Annotated in this window: 32 protein-coding genes; 29 read left to right on the top strand and 3 right to left on the bottom strand. The window is 69.1% G+C overall.

The window, feature by feature from the left end; all coding sequences use genetic code 11:
* Window positions 1-1,752: 1,752 nt before the first annotated feature.
* The 24 genes from ACWGIF_RS01430 to ACWGIF_RS01315 all read left to right on the top strand — a co-directional run bounded on the left by ACWGIF_RS01430 (window position 1,753) and on the right by ACWGIF_RS01315 (window position 14,275).
* Complete coding sequence (locus tag ACWGIF_RS01430; protein ID WP_453489269.1) at window positions 1,753-2,100, top strand: hypothetical protein; 348 nt, start codon at window positions 1,753-1,755, stop codon at window positions 2,098-2,100.
* Window positions 2,101-2,126: 26 nt separating this feature from the next.
* Window positions 2,127-2,486: a hypothetical protein gene (locus tag ACWGIF_RS01425; protein WP_453489266.1), complete on the top strand. Its 360-nt coding sequence runs from the start codon at window positions 2,127-2,129 to the stop codon at window positions 2,484-2,486.
* A gap of 114 nt (window positions 2,487-2,600) precedes the next feature.
* The gene (locus ACWGIF_RS01420; protein ID WP_453489263.1) at window positions 2,601-2,993 is read left to right on the top strand and encodes a hypothetical protein; all 393 of its coding nucleotides are present in this window, start codon (window positions 2,601-2,603) and stop codon (window positions 2,991-2,993) included.
* A gap of 107 nt (window positions 2,994-3,100) precedes the next feature.
* Entirely contained in the window at window positions 3,101-3,622 is a 522-nt protein-coding gene (locus ACWGIF_RS01415) for a hypothetical protein (RefSeq protein WP_453489260.1), read from the top strand.
* 134 nt (window positions 3,623-3,756) lie between these two features.
* Window positions 3,757-4,533: a hypothetical protein gene (locus ACWGIF_RS01410; RefSeq protein ID WP_453489257.1), complete on the top strand. Its 777-nt coding sequence runs from the start codon at window positions 3,757-3,759 to the stop codon at window positions 4,531-4,533.
* A gap of 100 nt (window positions 4,534-4,633) precedes the next feature.
* Window positions 4,634-4,978 carry a hypothetical protein gene (locus tag ACWGIF_RS01405; protein ID WP_453489254.1) on the top strand — a complete coding sequence of 115 codons (345 nt, stop codon included), beginning with the start codon at window positions 4,634-4,636 and terminating at the stop codon, window positions 4,976-4,978.
* The gene (locus ACWGIF_RS01400; protein WP_453489251.1) at window positions 4,978-5,235 is read left to right on the top strand and encodes a hypothetical protein; all 258 of its coding nucleotides are present in this window, start codon (window positions 4,978-4,980) and stop codon (window positions 5,233-5,235) included. Before ACWGIF_RS01405 ends, ACWGIF_RS01400 begins: the two co-directional genes overlap by 1 nt.
* Before the next feature lie 11 nt (window positions 5,236-5,246).
* The gene (locus ACWGIF_RS01395; RefSeq protein ID WP_453489248.1) at window positions 5,247-5,669 is read left to right on the top strand and encodes a hypothetical protein; all 423 of its coding nucleotides are present in this window, start codon (window positions 5,247-5,249) and stop codon (window positions 5,667-5,669) included.
* Window positions 5,670-5,797: 128 nt separating this feature from the next.
* Window positions 5,798-6,025 (top strand): hypothetical protein, encoded by a 228-nt coding sequence (locus ACWGIF_RS01390; protein WP_453489245.1) that lies wholly within the window; start codon window positions 5,798-5,800, stop codon window positions 6,023-6,025.
* 53 nt (window positions 6,026-6,078) lie between these two features.
* Window positions 6,079-6,648, top strand: coding sequence for a hypothetical protein (locus tag ACWGIF_RS01385; protein ID WP_453489242.1), 570 nt, complete (start codon window positions 6,079-6,081; stop codon window positions 6,646-6,648).
* Window positions 6,649-6,728: 80 nt separating this feature from the next.
* Window positions 6,729-6,950: a DUF7417 domain-containing protein gene (locus ACWGIF_RS01380; RefSeq protein WP_453489239.1), complete on the top strand. Its 222-nt coding sequence runs from the start codon at window positions 6,729-6,731 to the stop codon at window positions 6,948-6,950.
* A complete protein-coding gene (locus ACWGIF_RS01375) occupies window positions 6,947-7,219 on the top strand; it encodes a hypothetical protein (RefSeq protein WP_453489236.1) in 273 nt (90 codons plus the stop codon). The genes ACWGIF_RS01380 and ACWGIF_RS01375 overlap by 4 nt, the downstream gene beginning before the upstream one ends.
* A gap of 4 nt (window positions 7,220-7,223) precedes the next feature.
* Window positions 7,224-7,682, top strand: a complete 459-nt coding sequence (locus ACWGIF_RS01370; protein ID WP_453489233.1) for a hypothetical protein — start codon at window positions 7,224-7,226, stop codon at window positions 7,680-7,682.
* A gap of 120 nt (window positions 7,683-7,802) precedes the next feature.
* Window positions 7,803-8,267 carry a hypothetical protein gene (locus ACWGIF_RS01365; protein ID WP_453489230.1) on the top strand — a complete coding sequence of 155 codons (465 nt, stop codon included), beginning with the start codon at window positions 7,803-7,805 and terminating at the stop codon, window positions 8,265-8,267.
* Window positions 8,264-8,539: a hypothetical protein gene (locus ACWGIF_RS01360; protein WP_453489227.1), complete on the top strand. Its 276-nt coding sequence runs from the start codon at window positions 8,264-8,266 to the stop codon at window positions 8,537-8,539. The genes ACWGIF_RS01365 and ACWGIF_RS01360 overlap by 4 nt, the downstream gene beginning before the upstream one ends.
* Entirely contained in the window at window positions 8,536-9,129 is a 594-nt protein-coding gene (locus tag ACWGIF_RS01355) for a deoxynucleotide monophosphate kinase family protein (RefSeq protein ID WP_453489224.1), read from the top strand. The genes ACWGIF_RS01360 and ACWGIF_RS01355 overlap by 4 nt, the downstream gene beginning before the upstream one ends.
* Window positions 9,130-9,144: 15 nt before the next feature.
* Entirely contained in the window at window positions 9,145-9,354 is a 210-nt protein-coding gene (locus ACWGIF_RS01350; protein WP_453489221.1) for a hypothetical protein, read from the top strand.
* Window positions 9,351-9,644: a hypothetical protein gene (locus ACWGIF_RS01345; protein ID WP_453489219.1), complete on the top strand. Its 294-nt coding sequence runs from the start codon at window positions 9,351-9,353 to the stop codon at window positions 9,642-9,644. Before ACWGIF_RS01350 ends, ACWGIF_RS01345 begins: the two co-directional genes overlap by 4 nt.
* Before the next feature lie 10 nt (window positions 9,645-9,654).
* The gene (locus ACWGIF_RS01340) at window positions 9,655-10,107 is read left to right on the top strand and encodes a hypothetical protein (RefSeq protein ID WP_453489216.1); all 453 of its coding nucleotides are present in this window, start codon (window positions 9,655-9,657) and stop codon (window positions 10,105-10,107) included.
* 11 nt (window positions 10,108-10,118) lie between these two features.
* Window positions 10,119-10,355, top strand: a complete 237-nt coding sequence (locus ACWGIF_RS01335; RefSeq protein WP_453489213.1) for a hypothetical protein — start codon at window positions 10,119-10,121, stop codon at window positions 10,353-10,355.
* Complete coding sequence (locus tag ACWGIF_RS01330; protein ID WP_453489210.1) at window positions 10,352-10,564, top strand: hypothetical protein; 213 nt, start codon at window positions 10,352-10,354, stop codon at window positions 10,562-10,564. The genes ACWGIF_RS01335 and ACWGIF_RS01330 overlap by 4 nt, the downstream gene beginning before the upstream one ends.
* Before the next feature lie 155 nt (window positions 10,565-10,719).
* Entirely contained in the window at window positions 10,720-11,370 is a 651-nt protein-coding gene (gene thyX, locus ACWGIF_RS01325) for an FAD-dependent thymidylate synthase (protein WP_453489692.1), read from the top strand.
* Window positions 11,371-11,552: 182 nt separating this feature from the next.
* Window positions 11,553-13,547 (top strand): recombinase family protein, encoded by a 1,995-nt coding sequence (locus ACWGIF_RS01320; protein WP_453489207.1) that lies wholly within the window; start codon window positions 11,553-11,555, stop codon window positions 13,545-13,547.
* The gene (locus ACWGIF_RS01315) at window positions 13,505-14,275 is read left to right on the top strand and encodes an ABC transporter permease (RefSeq protein WP_453489204.1); all 771 of its coding nucleotides are present in this window, start codon (window positions 13,505-13,507) and stop codon (window positions 14,273-14,275) included. The genes ACWGIF_RS01320 and ACWGIF_RS01315 overlap by 43 nt, the downstream gene beginning before the upstream one ends.
* Before the next feature lie 171 nt (window positions 14,276-14,446).
* On the opposite strand, the gene greA is transcribed toward ACWGIF_RS01315, so the two are convergent.
* Together greA and ACWGIF_RS01305 are read right to left on the bottom strand one after the other, a co-directional pair.
* The gene (greA, locus tag ACWGIF_RS01310; RefSeq protein ID WP_326588341.1) at window positions 14,447-14,944 is read right to left on the bottom strand and encodes a transcription elongation factor GreA; all 498 of its coding nucleotides are present in this window, start codon (window positions 14,942-14,944) and stop codon (window positions 14,447-14,449) included.
* Window positions 14,945-15,099: 155 nt separating this feature from the next.
* Window positions 15,100-15,510, bottom strand: a complete 411-nt coding sequence (locus ACWGIF_RS01305) for a DUF4307 domain-containing protein (RefSeq protein WP_453489201.1) — start codon at window positions 15,508-15,510, stop codon at window positions 15,100-15,102.
* A 107-nt stretch (window positions 15,511-15,617) separates the two neighbouring features.
* On the opposite strand from ACWGIF_RS01305, the gene mca reads away from it, so the two are divergent.
* Both mca and ACWGIF_RS01295 read left to right on the top strand, forming a co-directional pair.
* Window positions 15,618-16,499, top strand: a complete 882-nt coding sequence (mca, locus tag ACWGIF_RS01300) for a mycothiol conjugate amidase Mca (protein ID WP_453489198.1) — start codon at window positions 15,618-15,620, stop codon at window positions 16,497-16,499.
* Window positions 16,500-16,501: 2 nt separating this feature from the next.
* On the top strand, window positions 16,502-16,732 hold the full coding sequence (locus ACWGIF_RS01295) for a hypothetical protein (RefSeq protein ID WP_453489195.1): 231 nt from the start codon (window positions 16,502-16,504) through the stop codon (window positions 16,730-16,732).
* Window positions 16,733-17,074: 342 nt separating this feature from the next.
* Here ACWGIF_RS01295 and ACWGIF_RS01290 read toward each other — a convergent pair whose 3' ends face one another.
* On the bottom strand, window positions 17,075-20,359 hold the full coding sequence (locus tag ACWGIF_RS01290; RefSeq protein ID WP_453489192.1) for a tetratricopeptide repeat protein: 3,285 nt from the start codon (window positions 20,357-20,359) through the stop codon (window positions 17,075-17,077).
* A 211-nt stretch (window positions 20,360-20,570) separates the two neighbouring features.
* Between ACWGIF_RS01290 and ACWGIF_RS01285 the strand changes: the two genes are divergently transcribed.
* The 3 genes from ACWGIF_RS01285 (at window position 20,571) to ACWGIF_RS01275 (ending at window position 24,807) form a co-directional block, all read left to right on the top strand.
* Window positions 20,571-21,335: a DUF4344 domain-containing metallopeptidase gene (locus ACWGIF_RS01285; RefSeq protein ID WP_453489189.1), complete on the top strand. Its 765-nt coding sequence runs from the start codon at window positions 20,571-20,573 to the stop codon at window positions 21,333-21,335.
* A 62-nt stretch (window positions 21,336-21,397) separates the two neighbouring features.
* Window positions 21,398-22,705: a recombinase family protein gene (locus ACWGIF_RS01280; RefSeq protein ID WP_453489186.1), complete on the top strand. Its 1,308-nt coding sequence runs from the start codon at window positions 21,398-21,400 to the stop codon at window positions 22,703-22,705.
* Window positions 22,706-22,752: 47 nt separating this feature from the next.
* A complete protein-coding gene (locus ACWGIF_RS01275) occupies window positions 22,753-24,807 on the top strand; it encodes a thioredoxin domain-containing protein (RefSeq protein ID WP_453489183.1) in 2,055 nt (684 codons plus the stop codon).
* Window positions 24,808-25,067 lie beyond the last annotated feature (260 nt).

Below are 25,067 nucleotides of genomic sequence, written 5' to 3'. Positions count from 1 at the left end.
TGCGGAGCATCTTGGGTGACCCCTGTCACACTTACACATGCCTGTTGGCTGACGACTGCGCCGCCTCGCGGCGGCGGTCCAGGGCTGGACTCGACGGCGAGAAGATTCAGTGCGGCGAAGCCGCGGTGGCGCCCTACCGGGCGCACTGAGCAGTGCCGGCTGACGAGGCTGGGGGCGGCGGAGCCGCCCGTGTAGAGCTGTCCGGCTGTACGGCCTGGCGCCGCGCGACGGCGCAGTGATACATCCACTCTGTGCAGCGCTGGGGAGCGCTCTGCGGCGCTCTTGCGCCAGCTCTGGCCTGCGATGCAGCGCTCCGGGGCCGTGTGGCCGGCACCCCCGATCGACCCTGAAACCGTGGCGCGATCTTGGCTGCTATCACACGGCGATCCAAAAACTCGCGCGTAAGGGGCCCTCCCCCACCCCGCCCGTTACGTTCGAAGCTAAAGACTTCAGTTCGCCGATGCTTGCGCACGCGGACAGTCGCGCCGCCGAAGGGTTCAACGCCAAAGACTTCAGACCGAAGGGCCGGGCAGGGGGCGGCCAGCGGCCAGCACAGCGGCCAGCGCGCACACATAGGGGGAACGGGCCGACCACATAGAGAACGGCCCGCAGAACGGCGCACAGACCCGCTCTGACCAGCGCAAACGCACGCCAGGACCGGCCCGGAACGGGCCCAACGTGAGAGACAGACCAACCAGGCCCGCGAATCCGGACAAGACAGGACAGAACCAACGGTCTCGTTTCGGTAACGGTCGAGGGACACAACGGGTTGAACCGGACACGCAAGGGGTTGTGTGACGGGCGTCACATCACTGGGTATCAGTACAGGTCAGAGCGTTGTGGATCAAGGAATCCGGCCCGAATCCAGGCCGATTCGCTGCGATGGGATAGACAGACAAACTTGTCCCGTGCTTTTGTTCTCCCATCACACCGACCGGCACCGAGCCGGACGGGACGGACGCAAGGGAGGCAGGACATGAACGCGAATCACAGCCGCGACACATACGGGCCCGGCCCGTAACGCACTCCGCACCGGAGTGATGCCGGGCCGGATGGGAGCCGGGGTGCCTTCCTAGGGGTCGAGACCTAGGGCGCGTAGACGACTACGTGCGGCGGATGGCGAACGGACTAGCCAGCTTCACCAGGAAACGGAGCCTTGCGGCACCCGTGCGCGTCATGGCGGCGGGATACGTATGGCAAGCGAAGCAAAGGGGCGTCCCGTCTTTAGGGGCGCACCGATGGGGTCGACTCCCCGGATGCCTAGCTTCACCCATGCAGCCAACTAGGAACGGTCGTTTCCCGCTCCCCAGGGAGTGCCTTACCGCCCCTACGGAAGGGAGGTAGCCAAAGGGCCGACAGTCGGCCCCATGGCGGTAAGGCACTCCCTAGGGGGCGGGCACGGGGCCTAGTCCACCCCGTTCCGAAGAACGGACCGCAGTACCGCAGTACCGATAAGCCATACGCAGAAACCGCGCCCGGTAGGCGCACGCCGAAACTCTGACCACTGCCCGACGCTGAACACGAGCGAGTCACTCCCCGATGTGGGGAGGTACCGCCGTGCCTCGCTCTGGGGACACGTTCACACCACGGCTTCTGTCGACCTACCGCACGCATCCGGTCGGGGCGGGGAGAACGGGACGTACGCAACGTCGCCGCCCCGCCCCTGTACCGGCACGCCTTCAGGCTGGCCGGCCTTCGGCCAGTCCGAAGGGTGCCCGTACCCGAGCACCCCCTACGTTCCACGGAGGAACCATGCCCGTATCCCTGGACAAGGCGAGCGACACGCTCTGTCTGTCCGATGCCGCCCGCGAGTTGGGCGTCACCCGTGCCACCGTGACCAACTGGCACCAGCGGCACGCCGACTTCCCGCACGTCGAATCGCTCGGCGGTATGCGGTACGTCAACCGCACCGCGCTGTACCTCTGGCTCGACAAGGGCGACCGCTGGGCCAAGATCCGGCAGGCGCAGGCCAAGCAGGCCCCGGAGGTGCGCAAGCCGCGCGTCCGCCGCGATGTCGCCGAGCTGCGCCGCCTGATCGCGGAGCACGAGTCTGCCCTGGTGCGCCTGCACCGCGAGCTTCGCCGCTCGCTCGATGTGTGATAGACTGACAACGAAAGCGAGAGACCATGCGTAACCCGTTCGTGCCGCACCCGGTGCCCACCATCGAGCACCGATACGAGATCAGGTTCTACTTCTTCGGTGAGGATGAGCCGTCGATCACCGAGCGAGGCGCTCGCCGGAGCGTCGCAGCCCGCGCCATCCGGAGCGTCCGCCAAGAGCGGGCGAAGGGCCATGACGTGCGGGTGGAGGTCAAGCACACACCCACGTACGAGGAGTACGAGGAGACGCTGTGCTTCGGCTGCATCGCCCGCCCCACGACGTGGGAGTGGGACTGCGATGGGCGATACCGCACGGCCACGTGCGACTCCGATCAGTGCGACTGGTGGTCCTCGGTGAGGGCCCGCGAGACGCAGGGCACGGTGTGATAGTCTGACGAAAGTCAGCAGGGCGTGAGCAGCCACCCCCCTGGTGCGAGTCCGGGACGCCCGCTCAGCAAGACCCAAGTGTGATAGACTGACAACGCTTCGGAGGAACCCCCAGTGATCCGATTCACCAGCCCCAACCGCTACAAGTTCGCGCTCCGCTCGGCCCGCGCTCTCTCCGATCGCATCGCCGACGCGACCTCGAAGCCCGAAGAGATGCCCGACGACGCGCGGTACTACCTGACGGCCGACAACCAGGCCGGCTTCGGGGTGACCCCTGACGGCACCCTCATCGGCCTGTTCTCTCTGATCAAGGGGCGGGGACACACCCTGGTGCAGGTCGCCATCGACAAGGGCGCGTACCTGCTCGACTGCTTCGACGGCTTCCTGCCGACGTACTACCGCGGGTTCGGCTTCGTCGAGACCGAGCGCGTCCCCAACTGGACGCCGGGCGAACCCGACGTCGTCTTCATGGCCCTGCCTGCACACGAGCGGGCGGAAGCTGCATGATCCACCGGCTCCGCCGGTAGGGAGAGCGGCACACTCCGGGCGTTCGAGTCCCCGGCTCCCGCTGCCTCTGCACACACCAGGTGTGATAGAGTGACTGAAAGGAACGCATGATGACCATCTCCTTCGAGAAGGCCGCCGTCCCCACCGCCCAGGCCGTCGCCGCCCTGGAGATCGAACTCCGCCAGGTTCGCGACGCCCTGGAGCTGGTGACCGCCGAGCGCGACAGTGCGCGTCACGTCCTCGGCTCCCGCGACGCGATCATCTCCAACCTCCGCGACGCCGTGGAGCGCGAGAAGCGCGAGGCGTACGCCGCCCGCGAGAAGTACGGCAAGCTCCGCGCCGACGCCCACACCCTCCTGCGTGAGCTGGTGGAGGAGTACGACCTCGACACCCACCGCGAGGACATCTCCAACAAGGGCGAGGAGATCGGCCTCGACTCCCTGGAGTACAGCTACAAGGGCTCCATCACCATCCGGTTCGACTTCGAGGGCCTGCGCCGCAAGGACGGCAACGAGCTGACCGAGAACGACATCCGCGAGTACCTGGTCGGCAGCCTCCAGGAGAGCGGACGCCTGGAGCTGGACTACTACGACTCCCTGCCCGGCGACATCGACTTCGAGCTTGAGTGAGTGTGTAAAACAGACCGCCCGTAGGCGGTAGGGAGAGCGGCCCACACCGAGAGTTCGAGTCCTCGGCTCCCACCGGGACGGCAGGCATCGCCGCCAGTCCCTCACCCCACCCCACCCACCTTGAAGGGACACCCATGTCTTCCCTCGACCGCGACACCCTGACCGACATCGCCGAGCGTTCCCTGAAGCGCCCGTCCGACGCGATGTTCTGGGACGACCGCCTCTTCACCACCCACGGAGCGCTGTTCTCCTGGGCCGAGCTGGGCGACGACATCTTGGAGGAGTCCAACTACCTCTCGGCCCTGGCGTTGATCCAGGGGGCGGCCGGCGATTTTGCGGACGACCATGTCATCGACGGCTCCGCCCGGCACTTCGCCTTCGGCAGCCTGCGCACCATCTACGTCCAGGTTTACGAGACGTACGAGGAAGAGTGCGAGTGCGCCCCGACCTGGCAGCACGAGGACGAGTGCGAGCGGGACGAGGACTCCTGGTACTGCCAGAGCTACTGCCTGACCGAGTGCGACGGCGAGCAGTGCCTGCCGGATGAGCGGGAGTTCACCCCCGCGTTCATCGAGGCGGCCGGGCTGGCATACGGCCTGCTCGACTACCCGATCATCGACGAGTCCGACTACTCCGAGCGGGAGATGGAGCGCTTCCGCAAGAACGTCGAGGACGCGGTCGACGACGTCCACAAGCAGCACTGGGACGACTCCGACGCCGACCGCGAGGCGATCTTCGAGCGGGCCTACGACGCCCTTCAGGACCTGTACGGCCATGAGGCGAACGCCGATGTGTCGTGGTCCCGCGTCGCCCAGATCTGGAACGAGCACCGCGAGAACTACTTCGTCGAGCGTGCGAACGAGGCACTGAACGCCCCCCTCGACGGCCAGCTCCTGCTCATCGCGGCCTGAACCTCCACCCCCCAGGGCGAGCGGCACACACCGGGAGTTCGAGTCCCCGGCGCCCACCATCGCGGACGTCTGCCCGCGAGCAGCAACCCAAGGAGCAACCGTGTCTCTCTCTGTCAGCCTTCTCACCGAAGCCTTTCGTCCGCTGGCCCGCGTCTTCGGCGACGGGATGACTGCCGACCACGTCGGCTCGAAGTTCACCTGCGGTGAGGCGGACGAGATCGCCCTGGCCCTCTGGATCAGCGGCCACCAGGACGCCGCCCTGACCTGGCTCGTCGGCCACGCCGAGGGCGAGGACTGGGACGACGCCCACGCCCACGAGTTCGACGAGGAGCAGGACGCCGACCGCGAGGCGCCCCGCGTCTTCAGTGAGGACGAGCTGCGTGAGTACCTGCGCGGGCTGTCCGAGAACTACCTGGAGTCCCTGCGCATCATCGCGGCTGCCTGATGACCGACACCGCAACCATCGCCCTGCGCATCGAGAACTTCTACGTCGCGGACGGCGTCGAGATCGAGACGACGGCCATCGTGACAGTGCCTCTCCCGCTGCCCGAGGAGGACACCGACGAGCGCATGGAGTGGGAGTACGAGCACATCTTCCCGGCTACCGGCACGGGCAGGTCGGGCGACGCCGTGTACGACGTCGAGGTTTCCGAGTCGACCGCCCCTGAACTGCGCGGTCTGACCTTCGAGTTCGGCTACTGAGGAGCTACATCATGACCATCACCGTGACCGAGCAGATCGCACAGATCCTGACCGACGAGAACGTCCAGGACATCATCGACACCGCAGCGTACGGAGGGATCACCTACTGGGCGATCGAGCCGACCCCCGCGGAATTCGCCGGCCTGCCCTCCGACAAGCAGTACGTCGTGGTCGAGGGCGACGACGAACGCTTCTGGGGAGGGGACCGCGAGGTCGAGGCGGTCCACTACATCAGCCGTGACCAGATACGAGCGGCGTACGCCAAGCTCCTGGACTTGAACCAGCAGTACGTGAACCGCGAGTACCACGGGTACATCGTGCAGTCCTGGATCGACCGGAACGACCGGGACGGAATCGACACCTGCATGATCGACGCGGGCACCGCCGACATCCTGGTGCAGGTCGCGATCTTCGACGACGTTCGCTACGGCTAGGTGTGATAGACGTACCGATGTGATAGTCTGGCAACGCCAGCAGGGAGACCGGCAGACGCCGGGGTTCGAGTCCCCGGCTCCCGCCATCGCGGATAGACCGCGAGCTGCAAGCCCAAGGGCGTGAGCGCATGAGCACCACCTTCTCCCTCCGAGAACTCACCACTGCCGCGAACGGCGGCGCCGACCTGGTCCTTGACGGCCTGGATCTGGGCGACCGAGACAGGGACCTGATCAACCTGGTCGTCAACGCGATCGTGACCGTCGCCGAGGACCCGCAGGTCGACGACCTCGACTCGGTCATCGAGACCAACTACGACGAGTCCCCCGAGGACGTCCGCAACTGGTGGGACTGGTAAGCCGCCAGTCCGACCAGCGTCAGTAACACCAACACACCCACGAGGAGGTCGCCGTGAGCGACGAGCAGATCATCCACACCGTCGAGATCGCAGACGGCACGATCCACATCAAAGTCCTGATGGCCGAGCGCAAGACGTACACCAACTGGGACGGCAACGAGCGGCGCGAGGTCGAGGAACTTCAGGCGCGGGCCTGGGTCAGCACCGACCCGGAGTTCAAGTCCGACACCGACCTCGGCTTCGTCAAGATTCGCGGCCGGAAGTACGCCATCGAGCACGTCATCAAGCGCCTGCCCGAGGGTCGGGGCTACCTCGACCGGCACGGCATCGCGATGAAGTGGCAGTCCGAGGCGAGCTACCGAGGCGGCTACCGCAACGACCGGGGTTCTCAGGTGAGCTACGACGCCAAGGCGTACGGGCAGCTCGGAGAGATCGAGCGCGAGGCGCTGAACCAGTTCGAGAAGGACAACCCCATGTGGATCACCGACAGCATCCGCCTGCTGTTCGAGTACGAGCGCAACCACCTGGAGGGCAAGGCCAAGCGCAAGCGGGACGAGGCGAAGCAGCACGAGGCCGAGGCCGCGAAGTGGCAGGCGCGCATCGACGAGCTGCTCGCCGCCTGATCCACCTGAAGTAGACGGGACGGGGCCGAGGTGAGATCGGCCCCCTCCCTACCCCCAACAGTACGAGAGAGAGCAAGGACATGGGACGCATGAAGGACATCGCGATCGACCTGATCAGCTTCGAGCTGGGAGAGCTGGACGACGACGAGACGCTGGACCTGTTCGCCACTCTGATCCGCAGCGGCATGGTCTGGACCCTCCAGGGCTACTACGGCAGGACCGCGGAGCGGCTGATCGCAGCGGGCCTGATCACCGAGGCCGGCGAGGTCGTCGCCGACGCCCTGGAGGAGCTGGCCGCATGAGCACCCCGAGGCAGCTCGCCGCACGAGTCGACGCCGACCTGGCCCGAGCCATCGAGACGCTCGCCCCCACGGGCTTGAGCTACAGCGAGATCGTCAAGCGGGCGGTCGCCCAGTTCGCCGAGATCTACCAGGTGGCCGTGACCAACGGTGTCGCCCGGCCCAACGAGATCCCCACCCTCACCGCCTACCGCTACCAGCTTCCGCCTGCGTGGCAGCCGCCCCGCACCGGCGCCATCAACCTCCCCCGCCTGAAGTCCCCGAAGGAGTAGTCCCATGAACTTCCGTACCAAGATCCTCGTCTCCGCCACCGCCCTGTTCGCCTTCGCCGCCGGTATCACCGTCGACCTGGCCGCCGCCCACCTCGCCGAGTCCGCCCCGTCCGCCTCGTCCACCGACCAGATCACCCTGACGTCCTCCTCCGTCCGACCCCCGAGCCCGAAGCTCCCGACCCGGCCCTGCCCCGAGGACGACGGCACCGCGAAGAACTGCTACTGGGACGCGGCCCAGCTCGGCAACGGGAAGGGCCACTCCTACATCGTGGACGCCCGAGGCAAGCTGATCTACCTCGACCCGAAGCTCAACAACCCGAGCGCCCGGCTGAAGTTCGCCAGGCAGAAGCAGGCCGCCGGCTGGGAGTTCTGGGGTGCGGTCTGGGGACACCAGCTCTGCTGGGCCAAGGTCGGCGACACCTCGTACATCCACTGCTTCGACGGATTCCGCGAGACTTCCTGACCCCCAAATGTGATAAAGCCACAGCTTTCAGGGTGACCGGCAGGCACCAGGGTTCGAGCCCCTGGCACCCACTCATCGAGTTCCCCATCGAGCGAGAGGACCACGACAGTGAAGTGCTACGTGACCAGCAGTGCAGGTGTGCAGTGCAAGAACGACGCCCGCAGCCGTGACGGGCTGTGCATGGCCCACCGGACCCGCATCGCCCGATGGGGCCACGTCGGCAAGGACATCCCCATCCGCGAGTACATCCGCACCGCCGAGATCGCAGCCCCGAAGTTCCTGAAGGGCAGCACCGACGAGGAGAAGTTCCACTCCGCAGTCGCCAGGACCAACAACCACTGGCTCTGGACCGGCGGCATCTGCAAGGCCACCGGCCTCGGACAGCTCAGCTACAACGGCTACAACCAGACCGCCGGCCGAGTCGCCTGGCTCATCGCCTTCGGTGACCTGCCCAAGGGCACGCGTGTATCCCCAACCTGTGGAGAACGGCTGTGCGTGCGGATCTCCCACCTCCAGGTGACGTACGCGGACGGCACTCCGTACGTGGATCTGTCCCCGTCCGAGCTGGAGGCGCTGGCCGCATGAGCAAGTTCGGATGGAAGCGCGTGGATGGTCAGTGGGTCTGGAGGCCCGACGTCGAGACCGCCATGGCTGAGATCACCGGCGGCCTGTACGGCGAGGAGTACGAGGACCGACGCCGCGAACTCGACGAGCTGGTGAGCGCGGTCCGCCGAGAGTGGGCCGACCGCCTGCGCGATCACGACCTGGACGACCCGATGGGCCGCCACTTCTACACCGGAACCGGCATCGTCTACGCCGCCGACCTGCTCGACCCCGACAAGGAGGACCCGAAGTGAACAACGCACTGCTCGTGGGCCTGGCTGGCTTCGCCCGGTCCGGCAAGGACTCGGCCGCCCAGGTACTGGTCGAGGGAGGTTGGAGGCGAGACGCCTTCGCCGACCGCCTGAAGACGTTCCTGTACCGCCAGAACCCGCTCGTCACCACCTACCCCGACGTCCCCCCGGTCCGCCTGGTCAACCTGGTCGCCGCGTACGGATGGGACGGGGCGAAGGAGAAGTTCCCCGAGGTGCGGCGCCTGCTGCACGCCACGGGTACCGACGCCGGCCGCGTGACGCTGGGCGAAGACGTCTGGGTCGACGCCCTGCTCCGTGACTACGAGGCCGAGCGCGAGGCCCTGGTCGTGAGCGACGTCCGCTTCCCCAACGAGGCCCGAGCCATCCGCGCACTGGGTGGCGTGGTCATCTGGATCGAGCGACCCGGCGTCGGCCCGGCGAAGGATGCCAACGGCCTGACGTTCACCTCCGAGGTGGCGCTGAGGAACTGGCAGTTCGACGCCACCCTCGTCAACGACGGAGACCTCGACGACCTGCGCGACCGGCTGCTCGGTGTGACCGTGCTCGCCGAACACTTCGCCTCCGCAGCCTGAGCGAGGTGTGATAAAGTGACTCACGTCGAGCGGATCGCAGACCTCGACTCCCTCCCCCCTGGTTCATCCGTCGAGATCCTCGACAAGCGGGGGAGCGTCCGAATCAAGAACCAGGCCGGCCACTGGACCGACCCGGCGAAGGCTGCCGGTACCACCTGGAACGTCTGGACCTACGTCAACACGCGCCGCTACGGAGCGCGCGTCATCGAAAGGAACCCGCAGTGAGCAACCCCATCAAGGCCATGACCGAGACCCTGACGCAGGCCATCCGCGCGCAGATCAGCAACGAGGAGCACGGGCTGGTCGTCCAGCTTCAGGCCGTGATCAACGAGTACCAGGCCCGCGAGGACCAGCGCCAGGCCGAGATCGACGCCTGGTTCGACGAGAGCGGCGACGTGAAGGACGGCGACTACAGCGGCTACGACGACGCGAAGTGGGGCGTGAACGAGGCCGGCCGCGAAGACCTGGTGGGCCTCCTTGCGGAGCTGCTCGGCCTTCTTCCGGACCGGGTGTGATAGACATACCGTGAGGATCACCCCCCGGAAGCACGAGATCCAGGCGGTCGTCGACATCCTGGAGGACCCGACCTTCGAGTCTCCCGATCAGATGGCCAAGGCCCTGCTGAAGGAGATGGGATCGATCCTCCAGATGCGTGACCTCTGGGTCCTCACCCACAGATGGGCGGACGGGAGCAAGGGCCTGAACTACGGGCCCTTCGGCTCCACCGCAGAGGCCGAAGCCTTCGCCAAGAAGATGAGCTTCGGCGGTACGGGCCGAGTCATCCCCCTGACGTCCTCGGGGATCGCCCTCGCCAACCACGACGGCAAGGCCGGCTGGCCCGGCTACTGCCACAACCCGCAGTGCGGGCATCCCCCGTTCACTCACTCGGCGGCCGGCGCCGCCCGCGGCCTGTGTCAGCTCACTGACTGCGGCTGCGAGAAGTTCGTGAAGGACTCACCCAAGAGCAAGAAGAAGTAGGGAGCACCACCGTGACGTACAGGACAGTCGACTTCCGAGCCTGCGAGTGCGGCGTAAAGCGCGCGTTCGCCACCCGCCACGACGCCGAGAAGGCCATGGGCAGGGCGCAGGCCAAGCGCACCCGCAAGGCAGACGCCAGGGGTACCCGGCGCGGCCTGAAGGTCGAGGGTCGCGCGTACCAGTGCGAGCACGGTGCATGGCACCTGACGAGCATGTCCCGCAAGCAGTACGAGGAGATCGCAGCGTGAAGATTCGCAACGGATGGGGCTGGGTCCGAGGCTTCGGACTCGCCAACGGCACCCCGGAGCGCAGCATCCTGGAGCCCATCGACTACAAGGCCCTCTACGAGGACGCGGTCGAGCGCCTGACGCAGGTCGAGGAAGCCCTGAACGACGCCCCCACGTACGAGGGTGCGGTCACCGCGGCGTACGACGTCCTCTATCAGGACCGGGTGTGATAGTGAGACGCCGCCTCTCCTCCTTCGCTGTCCTGTCCGTCCTCGTTCTGTTCGCCGGCCTGCTGGCTGCCACTCCCGCCCACTGAAAGGACCCCCACCTCGTGACCATCACGACTCGCTCAGACGTCACCGTCCAGCCCCTCCGCACCAGCGCCATGGACTACGACGTCGTCCAGGCCGCCCGCGTCAGCACCAAGGGGGCCGACGCCATCGACTCGGAGGGCGCGACCAAGGGTCTGATCAACTTCCTGATGAGGGACCGCCACGGCTCGCCCTTCGAGCACAACTCCATGACGTTCTACGTCGAGGCCCCGATCTTCGTGGCCCGCGAGTGGTTCAGGCACCGCGCCGGCTGGAGTTACAACGAGGAGAGCGCGCGCTACAAGGAGCTGGCGCCCGTCTTCTACATCCCGGCCGGCGACCGCAACCTGGTGCAGGAGGGCAAGCCTGGCGCCTACCGCTTCACGCCCGGCACCTTCGCCCAGTCCGTCGTCGCTCAGGCCGAGGCTGCGGAGTCCTACCGCAAGGCGTGGAACGCGTATCAGTCTCAGCTCACCTCGGGCATCGCTCGCGAGGTTGCCCGCAACGTCCTGCCGGTCGGCATCTACACCTCGTTCATCGCCACCTGCAACGCGCGCAGCCTTATGCACTTCCTGAGCCTGCGCACCCAGCGCGAGAGCGCGAAGGTCCCGAGCTTCCCTCTCCGAGAGATCGAGATGGTCGCCGAGAAGCTCGAAGCCCACTTCGCCCGCACGATGCCAGTCACTCACGCCGCCTTCGAGAAGCACGGCCGGGTGGCCCCGTGAGTCAGACCATCACGTCGAGCTGGCGGAGAGTGACCTGGTCAGAGGCCGAGAAGGCGCGCCTCGCACGGCTCCTTGTTGGACAGATGCGAGAAACAGACAAGACGGCGTAGAGTCCGTCTTACACACAGCGAAAACCCCCGAGCTGGTGCTCGGGGGTTTCTTTATCACATGGGGAGAGTGGCATGGGGGCTCGGGTCCTTCCACGGAAGCAGATAGGCAAGCAGGTCATCCGCATCGCGATCTACCTGCGCGTTTCCACTGCGCAGCAGCTCGAAGGCTACGGCCTGAAGGTGCAGGAGGATCAGTGCCGGGCATGGATCGCGTACGCGATGCGCGGGATGAACCACGTCATCGTTGATGTGTACGTGGACGGCGGCGTCTCGGGCAAGCTCGCCAGCCGCGAGGAACTGGACCGCATGACGGCTGACGCGATGGCCGGCAACATCGACATGATCGTGTTCGGCAAGCTCGACCGCATCGGCCGCACGATGAAGAACATCCACCGCTGGGTCTACGACATCACCGACGTCGAGGTGGACGAGGTCACCAACCGCAAGGTGCGCATCGCCACGGCTGACGGCCGGATCGACTCCGACGACGACATGTTCGGCATCCAGCTCTCGCTCCTGGCGTACATGGCCGAGGTCGAGCACGCGCTGATCCTGGAGCGCACGATGGGCGGCCGGATGCAGAAGGTCGCGGTCGGGGGCTGGCCCCTGGGGGAGCCGCCCTTCGGCATCATGCTGGACGTCGATGGCACCCCCGTCCTCCATCCCGAGGAGATCAAGCAGATCGAGGAGGCCGCCGCCCTCTTCATCGATTCGCCCGAGATCCCCAGCCGCGAGGAAGTCGCTCGCTCGCTGAACGCGATGAACTACCGCACCCGCCAGGGCAAGGAGTGGACCGGCGGTAACCTCGCCCGCCGCCTGAAGGCCGGCCTGAAGGGCTACGTGGACTTCACCTTCGCCGGTACGAACGAGGACGGCGAGCCCATCGAGACCTCGTACCGCATCGAGACCCCGAAGACTCTGCCCGACGAGCGGGCCGCCGAGCTGCTCGCCATCCTGGACCTGACCTCCCGCACCAGGAGCAAGCCGAACAGTAAGTACCTCCTGTCGAACCGCCTCTTCTCGCTGTGCGGCACCCACCGCACGGGCGCGACGGTTCCCGGCACGGACGATCGGTACTACCGCTGCATGGGTACGCGTGAAGGCGTCGAGAATCACGACTGCTGGGAGCTGCCCGCTGACGAGGTGGACGCGGCGGTCTGGGCTGAGGTCAAGAGCCTCATGGGCGACAAGGACAAGCTCCACGACCTGATCGCGGACTGGTTGGGCACCGTGCCCGAGCGTGCCAGCTCCTACCGCCGTCGCCTGGCCGAGCTGGACACCGAGATCGAGAAGAAGAAGGCGTCCCGCAGGCGCAAGATCGCCCTCCTCCTGGCGTCCGTCGAGGACGACGAGGACAGCTACGACGCGACCCTCGTCGAGGAGCTGAAGAAGGAGCTGAAGGCGAAGGAGGACGAGCTGATCGAGGAGCGCGACCGGGTGGCCGGCTGGCTGGAGGAGGCCGAGGCGCAGGAGGGTCGGGCCTCTCACCTGATGTCCCTGGTTGAGAAGGTCGACGGCAACATGGACGACTTCACCCTGGAGCAGAAGCAGGACGTCCTCGACCTGCTGCGGGTGGAGGTGCAGATCACCGACAAGGGAGTGCCCCGGCACAAGGGCCTGATGGACCCGATCACCGAGTGGCACCGCGCGACCGGCACTCCGATCCCCGTGGACGTCACCGATGAGATGTGGGCCAAGGTGAGCGGCATCCTCTCGTCCAACCGGCAGTGGAAGGACGTGCGCGGAGGCTTCGAGGTGATGCTGGACAAGCTGCGTACCGGCCGAGCGTGGAACTCGTACACGGGGGACGAGCGGATCGGGGGGCGTAGCTACGGGTCGCTGTACCGACGCGTGACGCACTGGCACACGTCAGGGGAGTACCGCAGGGCCCTGAACGCCCTCACGCCCTACCTGGGGGTGCCTGTGCCGCCCCTGTACGTGCTTCCGTCGATGCACGTGACCGGCGCCGTGGATGAGAGCGTGACGAGCACGGCCGCCAGCGGGCGGGGCAAGCGTTCCGCGAGTTGCAACAAGGGCGAGACGGCTGGCTCATCTTCCCAGAGATGATCATCTTCGGCGTGATTCAGCCGGTCATGTTCGTCGTCCTCTTCAGCTACGTCTTCGGCGGCTCCATCAGCGTCGGCGGCAGCACCTCCCCCGCCGCCTACCGCGAGTTCCTGATGGCCGGCATCTTCGCCCAGACCGTCACCTTCGCCACCGCGGGCGCCGGCGCGGGCATCGCGGACGACATGCACAAGGGCCTGATCGACCGCTTCCGCTCCCTGCCCATGGCGCGCGGCGCGGTCCTCACCGGCCGCACGCTCGCCGACCTCGTCCAGACCGCGCTCACCGTGGTCGTCCTGGCCGTCGTGGCCCTGCTCGTCGGCTGGCGCACCCACACCAGCTTCGGCGAGGTGCTCGCGGGCTTCGGCCTGCTGCTCCTGCTCGGCTACGCCTTCTCCTGGATCGGCGCCCTGATCGGCCTGTCGGTGCGCACCCCCGAGGCGGCCACCTCGGGCGGGCTGATCTGGCTCTTCCCGCTGACGTTCATCTCGAACGCCTTCGTCCCCTCCGAGAACATGCCGCCCTTCCTGCAGACCATCGCGGAGTGGAACCCGTTCAGCGCCACGGTCCAGGCGTGCCGCGTGCTCTTCGGCAACCTTCCCGAGGGCTACCCGGTCCCGGACGCCTGGCCGATGCAGCACCCTGTCGTGGCGTCCGTCCTCTGGTCGCTGCTGATCATCGTGGCCTTCCGGACGCTCGCCGTCCGCAAGTACCGCTCGGCGACCGCGTAGGCGTACGGCGTACGGCGTACGGGTGCATGGACGGGGGGTGTACCCACGCCTCGTCCGTACACCCGTAGGTGCGCCTCGTACGGACCCGCGTACGGCACCCGCGTACGCAGAATGCCCGGCCGGGAGAACCCGGCCGGGCATCGTGCGAAAAGAAACGGTGACCGAGGGTGATCAGCCGGTGAAGGGCTTGACGTCCAGGATCTTGACCGAGGCCTTCTTGCCGTTCGGCAGCTCGTACTCGGCGTCCTCGCCGATGGCCTTGCCCAGCACGCCGCTGCCCAGCGGGGACTGGGGGGAGTACGTCTCGAAGTCCGCGGAGGCGTACTCACGCGACGCCAGCAGGAACTCCATGGTGTCGTCCTCGTCGCCGTCGAAAGCGATCTTGACGAGCGTGCCGGGGGCCACCACGCCGTCGGACGCGGGGGCGGTGCCGACCTTGGCGTTCTCCAGGAGCTGCGTGAGCTGGCGGACCCGGAGCTCCTGCTTGCCCTGCTCCTCCTTGGCCGCGTGGTACCCGCCGTTCTCGCGCAGGTCGCCCTCCTCGCGGGCGGCTGCGATCTTGGTGGCGATCTCCGTGCGGGCGGGACCAGAGAGGTAGTCCAGCTCCGCCTTCAGCTGGTCGTACGCCGCCTGGGTCAGCCAGGTGACGCTTTCGCTCGTCTGGGTCACGGGTGCTCCTCGTCGGTACAGGGGACTACAAAGCCGCCAGCGGCGGACGAAACCACGAGCCTAACAATTCGGGAAGAAAAGGGGGAGGACCCCGGAGGCTCATTGCCCCGCGGGCCGCGTCGCGAAGCCTCGGTGCGAGGCCTGCGTGGGGAGTCTCAGTGCGCGGAGACCGGCTGGCAGCCCACCAGCTCGACCATCGTCGCCCGGCGGGTGGTCTTCAAGGTGACGACCTCGTCCACGCGCGCCTCGGGCTGGGCGAAGGTGAAGTCCGCACGGCCCACCTCGCCGTGCCCCTCGTCCTGAGAGCTCAGGGAGCAGACTCCGGTGACCGAGTCGTCCTTGCGGATCTCCAGGTGGACCTTCACCTCGGTGTCCGAAATCACCTGGAACTTGATCACCTCGGCGCTCACGCTCTGTCCCGAGATGTAACCCCAGCCGATCCAGCCGATCACACCCAGCAGCACGACGCCCAGCGCCGACCCGATGATCTTGAGCTTCCGGTCCGCACGCTCGTCCGCCGACCGGCCGTACCGGCCCTCGGGCAGTCCCTCGCGCACCGCGCTCATGATCGTTTCCTCTCGCCGGGGAGGGTGGGTCACCCCTGGAATTTTCCGACCCCCAGTTCGGTCACTATAGGAGTCGCCCGTCGCGCCGAATCGCAGAGGATCCTGTTTTGACCGAGCAGCTTCGACTGATGGCCGTCCATGCCCACCCCGACGACGAGTCGAGCAAGGGCGCGGCCACCATGGCCAAGTACGTGTCCGAGGGGGTCCCGGTGCTGGTGGTCACCTGCACCGGTGGCGAGCGCGGCTCTGTCCTGAACCCCAAGCTCCAGGGCGACAAGTACATCGAGGACAACATCCACGAAGTCCGCGCCAAGGAGATGGACGAAGCGCGCCAGATCCTCGGCATCGAGCAGGAATGGCTCGGCTACGTGGACTCCGGCCTCCCCGAGGGCGACCCGCTTCCCCCGCTGCCCGAGGGCTGCTTCGCGCTCGCGGACGTCGACGAGGCCGCCGGTGAGCTGGTGAAGAAGATCCGCACCTTCAAGCCGCAGGTCGTCACCACGTACGACGAGAACGGCGGCTACCCGCACCCCGACCACATCATGACCCACAAGATCTCGATGGTGGCGTTCGACGGCGCGGCCGACACCGAGAAGTACCCCGAGGCCGAGTTCGGCCCCGCCTACCAGCCGCAGAAGCTCTACTACAACCAGGGCTTCAACAAGCCGCGCACCATCGCCCTGCACGAGGCGCTGCTCGCCCGCGGCATGGAGTCTCCCTACGGGGAGTGGCTGGAGCGGTGGAAGGAGTTCGAGCGCAAGGAGCGGACCCTGACCACCCACGTGCCCTGCGCGGACTTCTTCGAGATCCGTGACAAGGCGCTCATCGCGCACGCCACGCAGATCGACCCGGACGGCGGCTGGTTCCGCGTCCCCATGGACATCCAGAAGGAGGTCTGGCCCACCGAGGAGTACGAACTGGCGAAGTCGCTCGTCGACACTTCCCTCCCCGAGTCCGACCTCTTCGCGGGCATCCGGGACAATGCCTAGCTATGAGCGCTACGCAGGCAGCACTGACCCAGCTCCTCCCGCTGGCGGGTGACACCTTCGACAAGAACAAGGTGACGCCCGGCATCCTGGGCTTCATCGTGTTCGCGGCCCTCGCCCTCGGCGTGTGGTTCCTGATGAAGTCGATGAACCGGCACATGGGCCGGGTGAACTTCCAGGAGGCCCCGGACCCCGCCTCCGCCTCCGCCTCCGCCTCGCCGGAGCGGGCCCCGTAGGACCGCCGCCCGCGCCGCCGTCCCGCTCCTGACACGGCGCGGCGGCGGCCTCCGCGTGGGTGGAACACCCGGGCAACGGCCCACCCGCACGCCGCCGAGCGCGTGCCAGCACCCCGGCCTGCACCCTGGGGGCGGGCGAAGGCGTACGGCGCCTGCGCCACGGGCGACGCAGCCCACCGGGCCCCGCCGCGGCCGCCGGGCCGGCGCCTGGCCGGCCGTGGTGGGGCGCGCCGCCGGGTCAGGCCGGCCTGCTGTGGGCTCGCAGCCCGACGCCGCGAGGTCGGGCCCGCGCCCGCCGGGTCGGGCCCGCGCACCCGCCGACGCCGGCCCCGCCCCGCCAGGTCAGGCCCGCGGAACGCCCATGATCTCCCGGGAGTGCAGGTTCGGGACCAGGCCGAGCCGCCACGCCTGCCAGCCCTCCGCCGGGTCCACACCCCGGCCCAGGATCACCCCGTACGTCTCCAGGCAGTCCTCCAGCCGGCCGTCCCGCGCCGGATGCGGGGCCTGCGCCAGCCGGGCCAGCTCCGCCCGCGCCTCCTCCGTGGCCGACGGGACCGCCACGTCCGCATACGGCAGCACCGTGCACCGCAGGAAACGGGCCCAGTCCTCCCCGCGCCGGTCCCCGTAGGAGATGAACAGCCGGACCGCCTCCTCGCACAGGCCCAGCGCCTGCACGAGACGGCCGTTGCCCGCGTCGATCACCGCCAGCTCCAGGCACGTCCACGCCTCGCCGTGCGCCAGCCCGATCCGCCGGAAGTCCGCCCGCGCGTCCACCAGCAGCTGGCGGGCGAAGCCGGAGTTGCGCAGGTTCCCCGTCCGCGCCGCCCGCTGGTCCCGCGTCACCCGGCCCGAGTGGTGGCGGGCGTGCGCCAGCCCGTACACGTCCCGCATCCGCGAGAACATCGTCCGGGCCCGCTCCAGCCCCCGTACCGCCTCGTCCCGGTCGCCGCCCTCCTCCAGCGCCTGCCCCAGGTAGTACTGCGTCCACGCCTCGCCCCGCGCGTCCTCCGCCTCCCGGTGGCGGACCAGCGCCTCCCGCAGCCGCTCCACCGCCGCACCCGGATCCCCGTCCACCACCCGGGCCCGGCCCAGCTGCGTCAGCGCCCAGGCCTCGCCGCGGTCGTCGCGGGTACGCCCGTACAGGTCCAGGGCGAGCCGCAGCTCCGCCTCCGCCCGCCCCACGTCCCCGAACCGCAGGAGCACCTGGCCCAGCTGGAAGTGCGCCCATGCCTCCCCGTGCACGCTCTCGCTCTCGCGGTGCAGCGCCAGCGACACCTCCAGCAGCCGCGCAGCCTCGGCCAGGTGCGCGCGGTCCCGCTCCACCGCCGCCAGCGCGTGCAGCCCCCACGCCCGGTCACCCGCCAGCTCCGGCGGCTCCTGCAGCACCAGCGCCTCACGGATACGGACCGCCGCCTCCGGCAGATTGCCCTGATGGTGCAGGGTGATGCCGAGCGAGACCAGGGCCATCGCCGCCCCCGCCTCCTGATGGGCCTCCATGTACTGGTCCACCACCGACGTCAGCGTCGTACGGGCCTTGTCCAGCTCGCCCAGCTGGCGCGCGGCGATACCCGTACGCCACTGCACCGACCGCACCAGCCGCCCCTGCTGTCCCTGCTCTCCCAGCCCCTTCCGCCCCGCCTCCACGGCCTGCGTCAGCTCGTCGATCTCACCGAGCCGGTACAGGTCACCGCGCAGCAGACAGAAGTCGCACAGCGCACCCAGCAGATCCAGCACCGCCTGCTGGTCCACGTCCTGCGCATGCCGCAGCGCAGCCGTGATGAAGCTCGACTCGTCGTCCAGCCAGCGCAGCGCCGCGTCCAGCGACGTGAAACCGTGCCCGTCAAACTGATTCGCGCGCGTCGACATCTTCCCGTCGACCATCCGGATCACCGAGTCCGCGAGCTGCGCGTACGTGCGGATCAGCCGCTCGTGCGCCGCCGCAGCCTCCGCCCGGTCCTCCTCCGCCGCCAGCCGCGCCGCCGCGTACGCGCGCACAGCGTCGTGCATCCGGAACCGCCGGCCGCGCACCCGCTCGATCAGCCCGGCCTCCCACAACTCCTCCAGCGTGCGCAGCGCAGCCTGCTCCGGCACGTCGGCCAGCGCGGCCGCCGCCGCGGCGCCGAGGGAAGCCCGCCCGGCCAGGGGCAGGCGCCGCAGCAGCTGCCGGGCCGGCTCGGCCAGGCGGGCATCGGCGGCGCGCAGGGCCGCCTCCACCGGGTGGGCCGCACCACCGCCGAAGGCCCCGCCGCCGCCCACCAGCGGAGCCAGCATCCGCAGGGCGAGGGGCAGCCCGCCGCCCACCTCCAGCACCGCCGCCACCGCCCCGTCCATGCCCTCGGCCCCGGGCGGGCCTCCCGCGGCATCCGGCTCCCCGAGACCCGCCCGCGGCGCGGCCCCCCGGACCAGCTCCGCCGCCTCGTCCGCCGCCAGCCGCTCCACCGGCAACTGGTACACCCACGCCGCCAGGTCCGCGGGCAGCTCCAGCGGCTCCCGCGCCGTCACCAGCACCAGGCTCTCCGAACGCTCCGGCACCAGCATCCGCACCTGCGCCGCATCCACCGCGTCGTCGAGGAGGACCGTCACCGGAAGCCCCTGAAGGTGCTGGTGGTACAGCTCGCCGAGACGCCGCACCTGCTGCTCCGCCGACGCACCCTCACGGAACAGCAACTGTTCGCGGGGCGCCCCCAGCCGGTTCATCAGGTGCAGCAACGCCTCCCGCGTCGACAGCGGCGCCTCCCCCGACTCCCCGCCGAGGGAACCACCCCGCAGATCCACCACGCACGCGCCCCGGAACTGGTCCCGCAGACCGTGCGCCGCCCGCAGCGCCAGCGCCGTACGGCCCACCCCCGGCTCCCCGTGCAGCACCACCACCACCGGGCGGGTCTCGGTACTGGCCCGGGCCGCCTGCACCCACTGCGCGATCCGCGTCAGCTCCGCCCGCCGCCCCGCGAACAGCCCCGCCGGATCCGGGAGCTGCCCGAACGACTGCTCCAGCGCACTGCGCCGCCGGGCCTCCGCACTCCGGTCCGCTCCCCGCAGCCGCGGGGCCGGCCGGGACAGGGGCTGGGACACGGGCCGGGCCGCCCGCGCCGCCGCGGCCACCGCACGCTGCTGATCCAGGAAGGGACGTATCCCACGGACCTCCAGCGCCGACAGCCACTGCAGCTTCAACTGCTCCGGACCCCCGGGACGACCCAGCTCCCCGGCCCGCCGGTTCGCCGCCGGCAGGTGCAGCGCCGTCACCTTGGCGACCGTCGCCACCGCCCCCGCAATGCCCACGACCGCGCCCGCGGTCAGCGCCGTGCCGGCCGCCACACCCAGCGCCAGGTCCGCCCCGACCGCCGTGGCCGCCGCCACCGCCGTCACCAGCACCGCCGTGGACGTGTTGCCGCGCCGGAAGGCCTCACCGAGCGACTCGTCCCCGGCCGCCGCCTCGTCCAGGGCCCGTACGTACGCCTCGTACTCGGGCGCCGCACTCGCCGCGAGCGCGTCCAGGGCCTCCTTGCCCCGCGCCAGCAGCGCCGCCTTGTCCACGGCCGCACCCGCTGCACCCGCCCCCCGCTGAGCCGCCTCGTCCACGGCCCGAGCCAACAGCCGCTCGGCCTCACCGCGATGGCTGTCCCGCATCGGCATCCCCCTCAGAGAGCTCCGGCAACGTGCCCCAAGTGTCCTGCGGGACTTCCCCCGACGCGAGGGAATCTGAGCTAGTTCAGAGGGAAGCGGGCACTCCTCCGTACAGTCGGATCGAAAACAACCAAGTCACCTGTCTGGAAGCCCACATGACGAAGCGCCAGCCCGACCCGACGACCGACGCCCCCACCCCCCTCCGCACCCGGGCATGACCACCCTGGGGCGAGCGGCCGCGATCCTGGCCGGATGCGTCGCGGCCGTGCTCCCGCTGTCGGTGACCGGATTCCGGAAGGAGATCCCCGACCGGGGATTCGTCCTCCGCTACGAGACGCCCGCCACGGCCGACCGGCATACCTCCCGCCTCCTGAAAGACCGGTCGCTCGCCGAACTCACCCTCACCGACCTCAACGCGTACATCGACCTCCCCCACCGCGTCACGGTCGTCGCCCGCTCCTGCGCCGGCGAAGGCACCGCCTACGACCCGGAGCAACGCCGCATCGAGCTCTGCTACGACGACCTCACCGAGGAACGCGAGCTGTTCGAGCGCGCAGGGGTCCGTCCCCCCGACGAACAGCTCGCCGGGATCGTCCGGGAGACCCTCCACCACGAGGCGGGCCACGCCCTCATCGACGCGCTCGGCCTGCCCGTCCGCGACCAGGGCCGCGCCGAGGAGGACGCCGCCGACCGCTTCGCCCAGCTCATGCTGCTGCGCGGCCAACCGGAGGGCGATAAGAGCCTCCTGACCGCCGCCCACGCCTACGACCTCGCAGCGGCGGCCGACCCCGAACCGGACCCCGAGGACGAGCACCCCCCGAACAGCACCCGCGCCGAATCCCACCGCTGCGCGGTCTACGGCGCCGCCCCCACCCGCCACCAGAACCTCGCCACCCCGGCCCGCGCAGCCTGCCCGGCCACCTGGAGCCGGTCCCGCGACGCCTGGCTGAAAGACCTGGAACCCCTGCTCAGGGCGTAACCCGAGAGTCTGTTAGTGAGTTGTAGCGAACATCGCAACAACTCTCGATGAGGAAAAGCGCCATGGACCACATACCGGTCGCCTCGTACGCCAGGACCTCGCAGGACACGCCTCAACGCGACGCACGCGGCGTGCGCCATCAGCACCGCATCAACGAACGCACGGCCCGAGAGCACGGCTGCACCGTCGTGGCCACCTATACGGACAACGGCTGCAACGCGACCAAGGACGACCGGGTACGCCCTGGCTTCGACCACCTCCTCGCCGACCTCCACCGAGGCCACGCCTTCACGGCCGGGACCCTGCAGGGCGTCGTCACCGTCGCGGACGACCGCCTCTACCGCAGGCCGGACGACTTCATCCGCTTCATGGCGGCGCTGACCTCCGCACCGGGCCGGGTGTACGTGGGACGCGACGGCCTGCGCAATCCATACACCAAGGCCGGCCTGCTGCAAGGCGCCGAATGCCTCCAGGGGGCCGTCGCCGAGGCGGAGGTGCGCAGCCGCCGGGTCCAGGACTGGCATTGGTCCCGCGCGATGGACGGACTGCCGCACAGCGGGCCGAGGCCGTTCGGGTGGCTGGAGGACCGGCAGACGTTGCACCCCGTGGAGTCGGAACTCGTCCGCAAGGCCATCGAGGCTCGCATCGGCGGTGTATCCATGGGGCAGGTGGCGCGAGAGTGGGCTGCCCTCGGCGTCACGGGGACGCGCGGTGGCCGCCCGAACCCGCAGACGGTCACGCAGATCATCACGGCTCCCAGAGTCTGCGGCTTCCGCGCCAATCGGGGCGAGCTCCTGATCGATCCGGGCACGGAGAGGCCGCTGATCGGATCATGGCAGGCCATCGTTACGCCTGAACGCTGGACTGCCGTCTGTGCGACGTTCTCGGCCGGGAGCCTCTACATGCACCGGGGCCCTCTCAGCCCTCGACTGACCGACCGCAAGGCCGGCCCGAAATACCTCGTCAGCGGGTTCCTGCGCTGTGGGGCAGACCTCGCGGGTGGCGACAGATGTGATCAGCTCCTGGGAGGTGGCAAGAGCGCCAGCCGGAGGAGCCCGTACAACTACATCTGCGCCTCGGGCCGAGGCTGCGGGAGATGTGCCATCAGCGGGCCTCTCGTGGAGGAGGCCATCGACAGGCTGCTGTTTCCCGCAGATGTGCCGGGCCGGGTCCGGCTGCCGGAGCCGATACGGCTGCGATGGCAGTCGGGCGGGATGGGGTTCGAGGAGAAGCGGAAGGTGATCGCCTCGGTTTTCACCCACCTAGTGATCAAACCTGGAAGGAAGGGCTGCGGCACCTGGGACCACTCCCGCGTGGTTCCGGTATGGAAGTGGGCTGATCGGATCGGGGCCGCCGAACCGGCGGCCTGATGGCCCTGTCATGAGCCGCACGCCGAAGGGTGCGGCAGGATGGGATCATGCCGAATCGCCTCGCGAACGAGACCTCTCCGTACCTGCTCCAGCATGCCGACAACCCCGTCGACTGGTGGCCGTGGTCGCCGGAAGCGTTCGCCGAGGCGCGCGAGCGGGGGGTGCCGGTGCTCTTGAGTGTGGGATACAGCAGTTGTCACTGGTGTCATGTCCTCGCGATCGAGAGCTTCGAGGACGAGTTGACGGCCGCCTACATGAACGAGCACTTCGTCAACATCAAGGTGGACCGCGAGGAGCGCCCCGACGTCGACGCCGTCTACATGGAGGCCGTGCAGGCCGCCACCGGGCAGGGTGGGTGGCCCATGACCGTCTTTCTCACCGCCGATGCCGAGCCGTTCTACTTCGGGACCTACTTCCCGCCGGAGCCCCGGCACGGGATGCCCTCCTTCATGCAGGTGCTCGAAGGGGTGCGGACCGCCTGGGTGGGGCGGCGCGAGGAGGTCGCCGACGTCGCGCGGCGGATCGTCCAGGACCTGGCCGGGCGGCAGCTGGACTACGGGAAGGCCGGGACGCCCGGGCCCGAGGAGCTCGCGCAGGCGCTGCTCGGGCTGACGCGGGACTACGACGCCGCGCGCGGCGGATTCGGCGGGGCGCCGAAGTTCCCGCCGTCCATGGTGCTGGAGTTCCTGCTGCGCCATCACGCGCGCACCGGGTCCGAGGGTGCGTTGCAGATGGCCGCCGATACATGTGAGGCCATGGCGCGGGGCGGTATCTACGACCAGCTCGGCGGCGGCTTCGCGCGGTACTCCGTGGACGCGGAGTGGAGAGTTCCGCACTTCGAGAAGATGTTGTACGACAATGCTCTTGTTTGTCGCGTCTACGCGCACCTGTGGCGGGCCACGGGGTCGGACCTCGCGCGGCGAGTCGCCCTGGAGACCGCCGACTTCATGGTCCGGGAGCTGCGCACCGACCAGGGTGGGTTCGCCTCCGCGCTCGACGCCGACAGCGAGGACCCGCTCAGCGGCGAACACGTGGAGGGGGCGTACTACGTCTGGACTCCGGCGCAGTTGCGGGACGTGCTGGGAGAGGCCGACGGGGATCTGGCCGTCGCGTACTTCGGGGTGACCGAGGAGGGGACCTTCGAGCACGGGAAGTCGGTGCTGCAGCTGCCGCAGGACGGGCCCGTGGTGGAGGCGGGCAGGCTCGCCGGCATCAAGGAGCGGCTGCTGGCCGAGCGGGGCCGGCGGCCCGCGCCCGGGCGGGACGACAAGGTGGTCGCCGCGTGGAACGGGCTGGCCATCGCGGCGCTCGCCGAGTGCGGGGCGTACTTCGAGCGGCCGGACCTGGTGGAGCGGGCGACCGAGGCGGCCGATCTGCTGGTGCGCGTGCACATGGACGGCAGGGCGCGGCTCGCCAGGACCAGCAAGGACGGCCTGGTCGGCGCCAACGCGGGGGTGCTGGAGGATTACGGCGACGTGGCGGAGGGCTTCCTCGCGCTGGCGTCCGTGACCGGCGAGGGGGTGTGGCTGGAGTTCGCCGGGTTCCTCGTCGACCTGGTCCTGGACGGGTTCACCGCTGAGGACGGCTCGCTGTACGACACGGCGCACGATGCGGAGAAGCTGATCCGCCGGCCGCAGGATCCGACGGACACGGCCGCCCCGTCCGGGTGGACCGCCGCCGCGGGCGCGCTGCTCTCGTACGCCGCGCACACCGGGTCGCAGGCGCACCGCACGGCGGCCGAGCGGGCGCTCGGGGTGGTGCACGCGCTCGGTCCGCGCGTGCCGCGCTTCATCGGGCACGGGCTGGCGGTCGCCGAGGCGCTCCTCGACGGGCCCCGCGAGGTGGCGGTCGTCGGCCATCCGGAGGATCCGGCGCTGCTGTCGCTGCACCGCGCCGCGTTGCTGGGGACGGCTCCGGGGGCGGTGGTGGCGGTCGGTCTGCCGGGTGCGGCGGAGGGCGGTGAGGGCGAGTTCCCCCTTCTTGCCGAGCGCACTCTCGTACGCGACCTTCCGACGGCGTACGTTTGTCGTCGTTTCGTCTGCGCGCGGCCTACGACGGATCCGGTCGAGCTGGCGGAGCAGTTGGGTACGGTTCGTCCCTGAAGCAGCTGGAGTACCGCCAATTCCGGTTGTGTATACATCGGTTCGGCAATCAGCTGTTTATCTGTACTGCCGCTGAGTGTCATGTTCCCTGCCTAGTCTCTTTCGGGAATCGCCGAGTTGGCGCACTGGGGGGTGCGCGCAAGGGGGAAGCGGGGGAAGCGGGGGCGGGGGGGGGGGGGGGCGGGCCCCGCTGAACCCGAAGTTTTTAGGAGAGAACGCAGCCGGCCGCGGCATGGGGGGGGGTGGAGTTATTGAAAGAG

Source organism: Streptomyces sp. NPDC054849 (assembly GCF_053610945.1).
The sequence above is the reverse complement of the archived record's forward strand: the minus strand, read 5'-3'. Positions and strand labels throughout refer to the sequence as shown.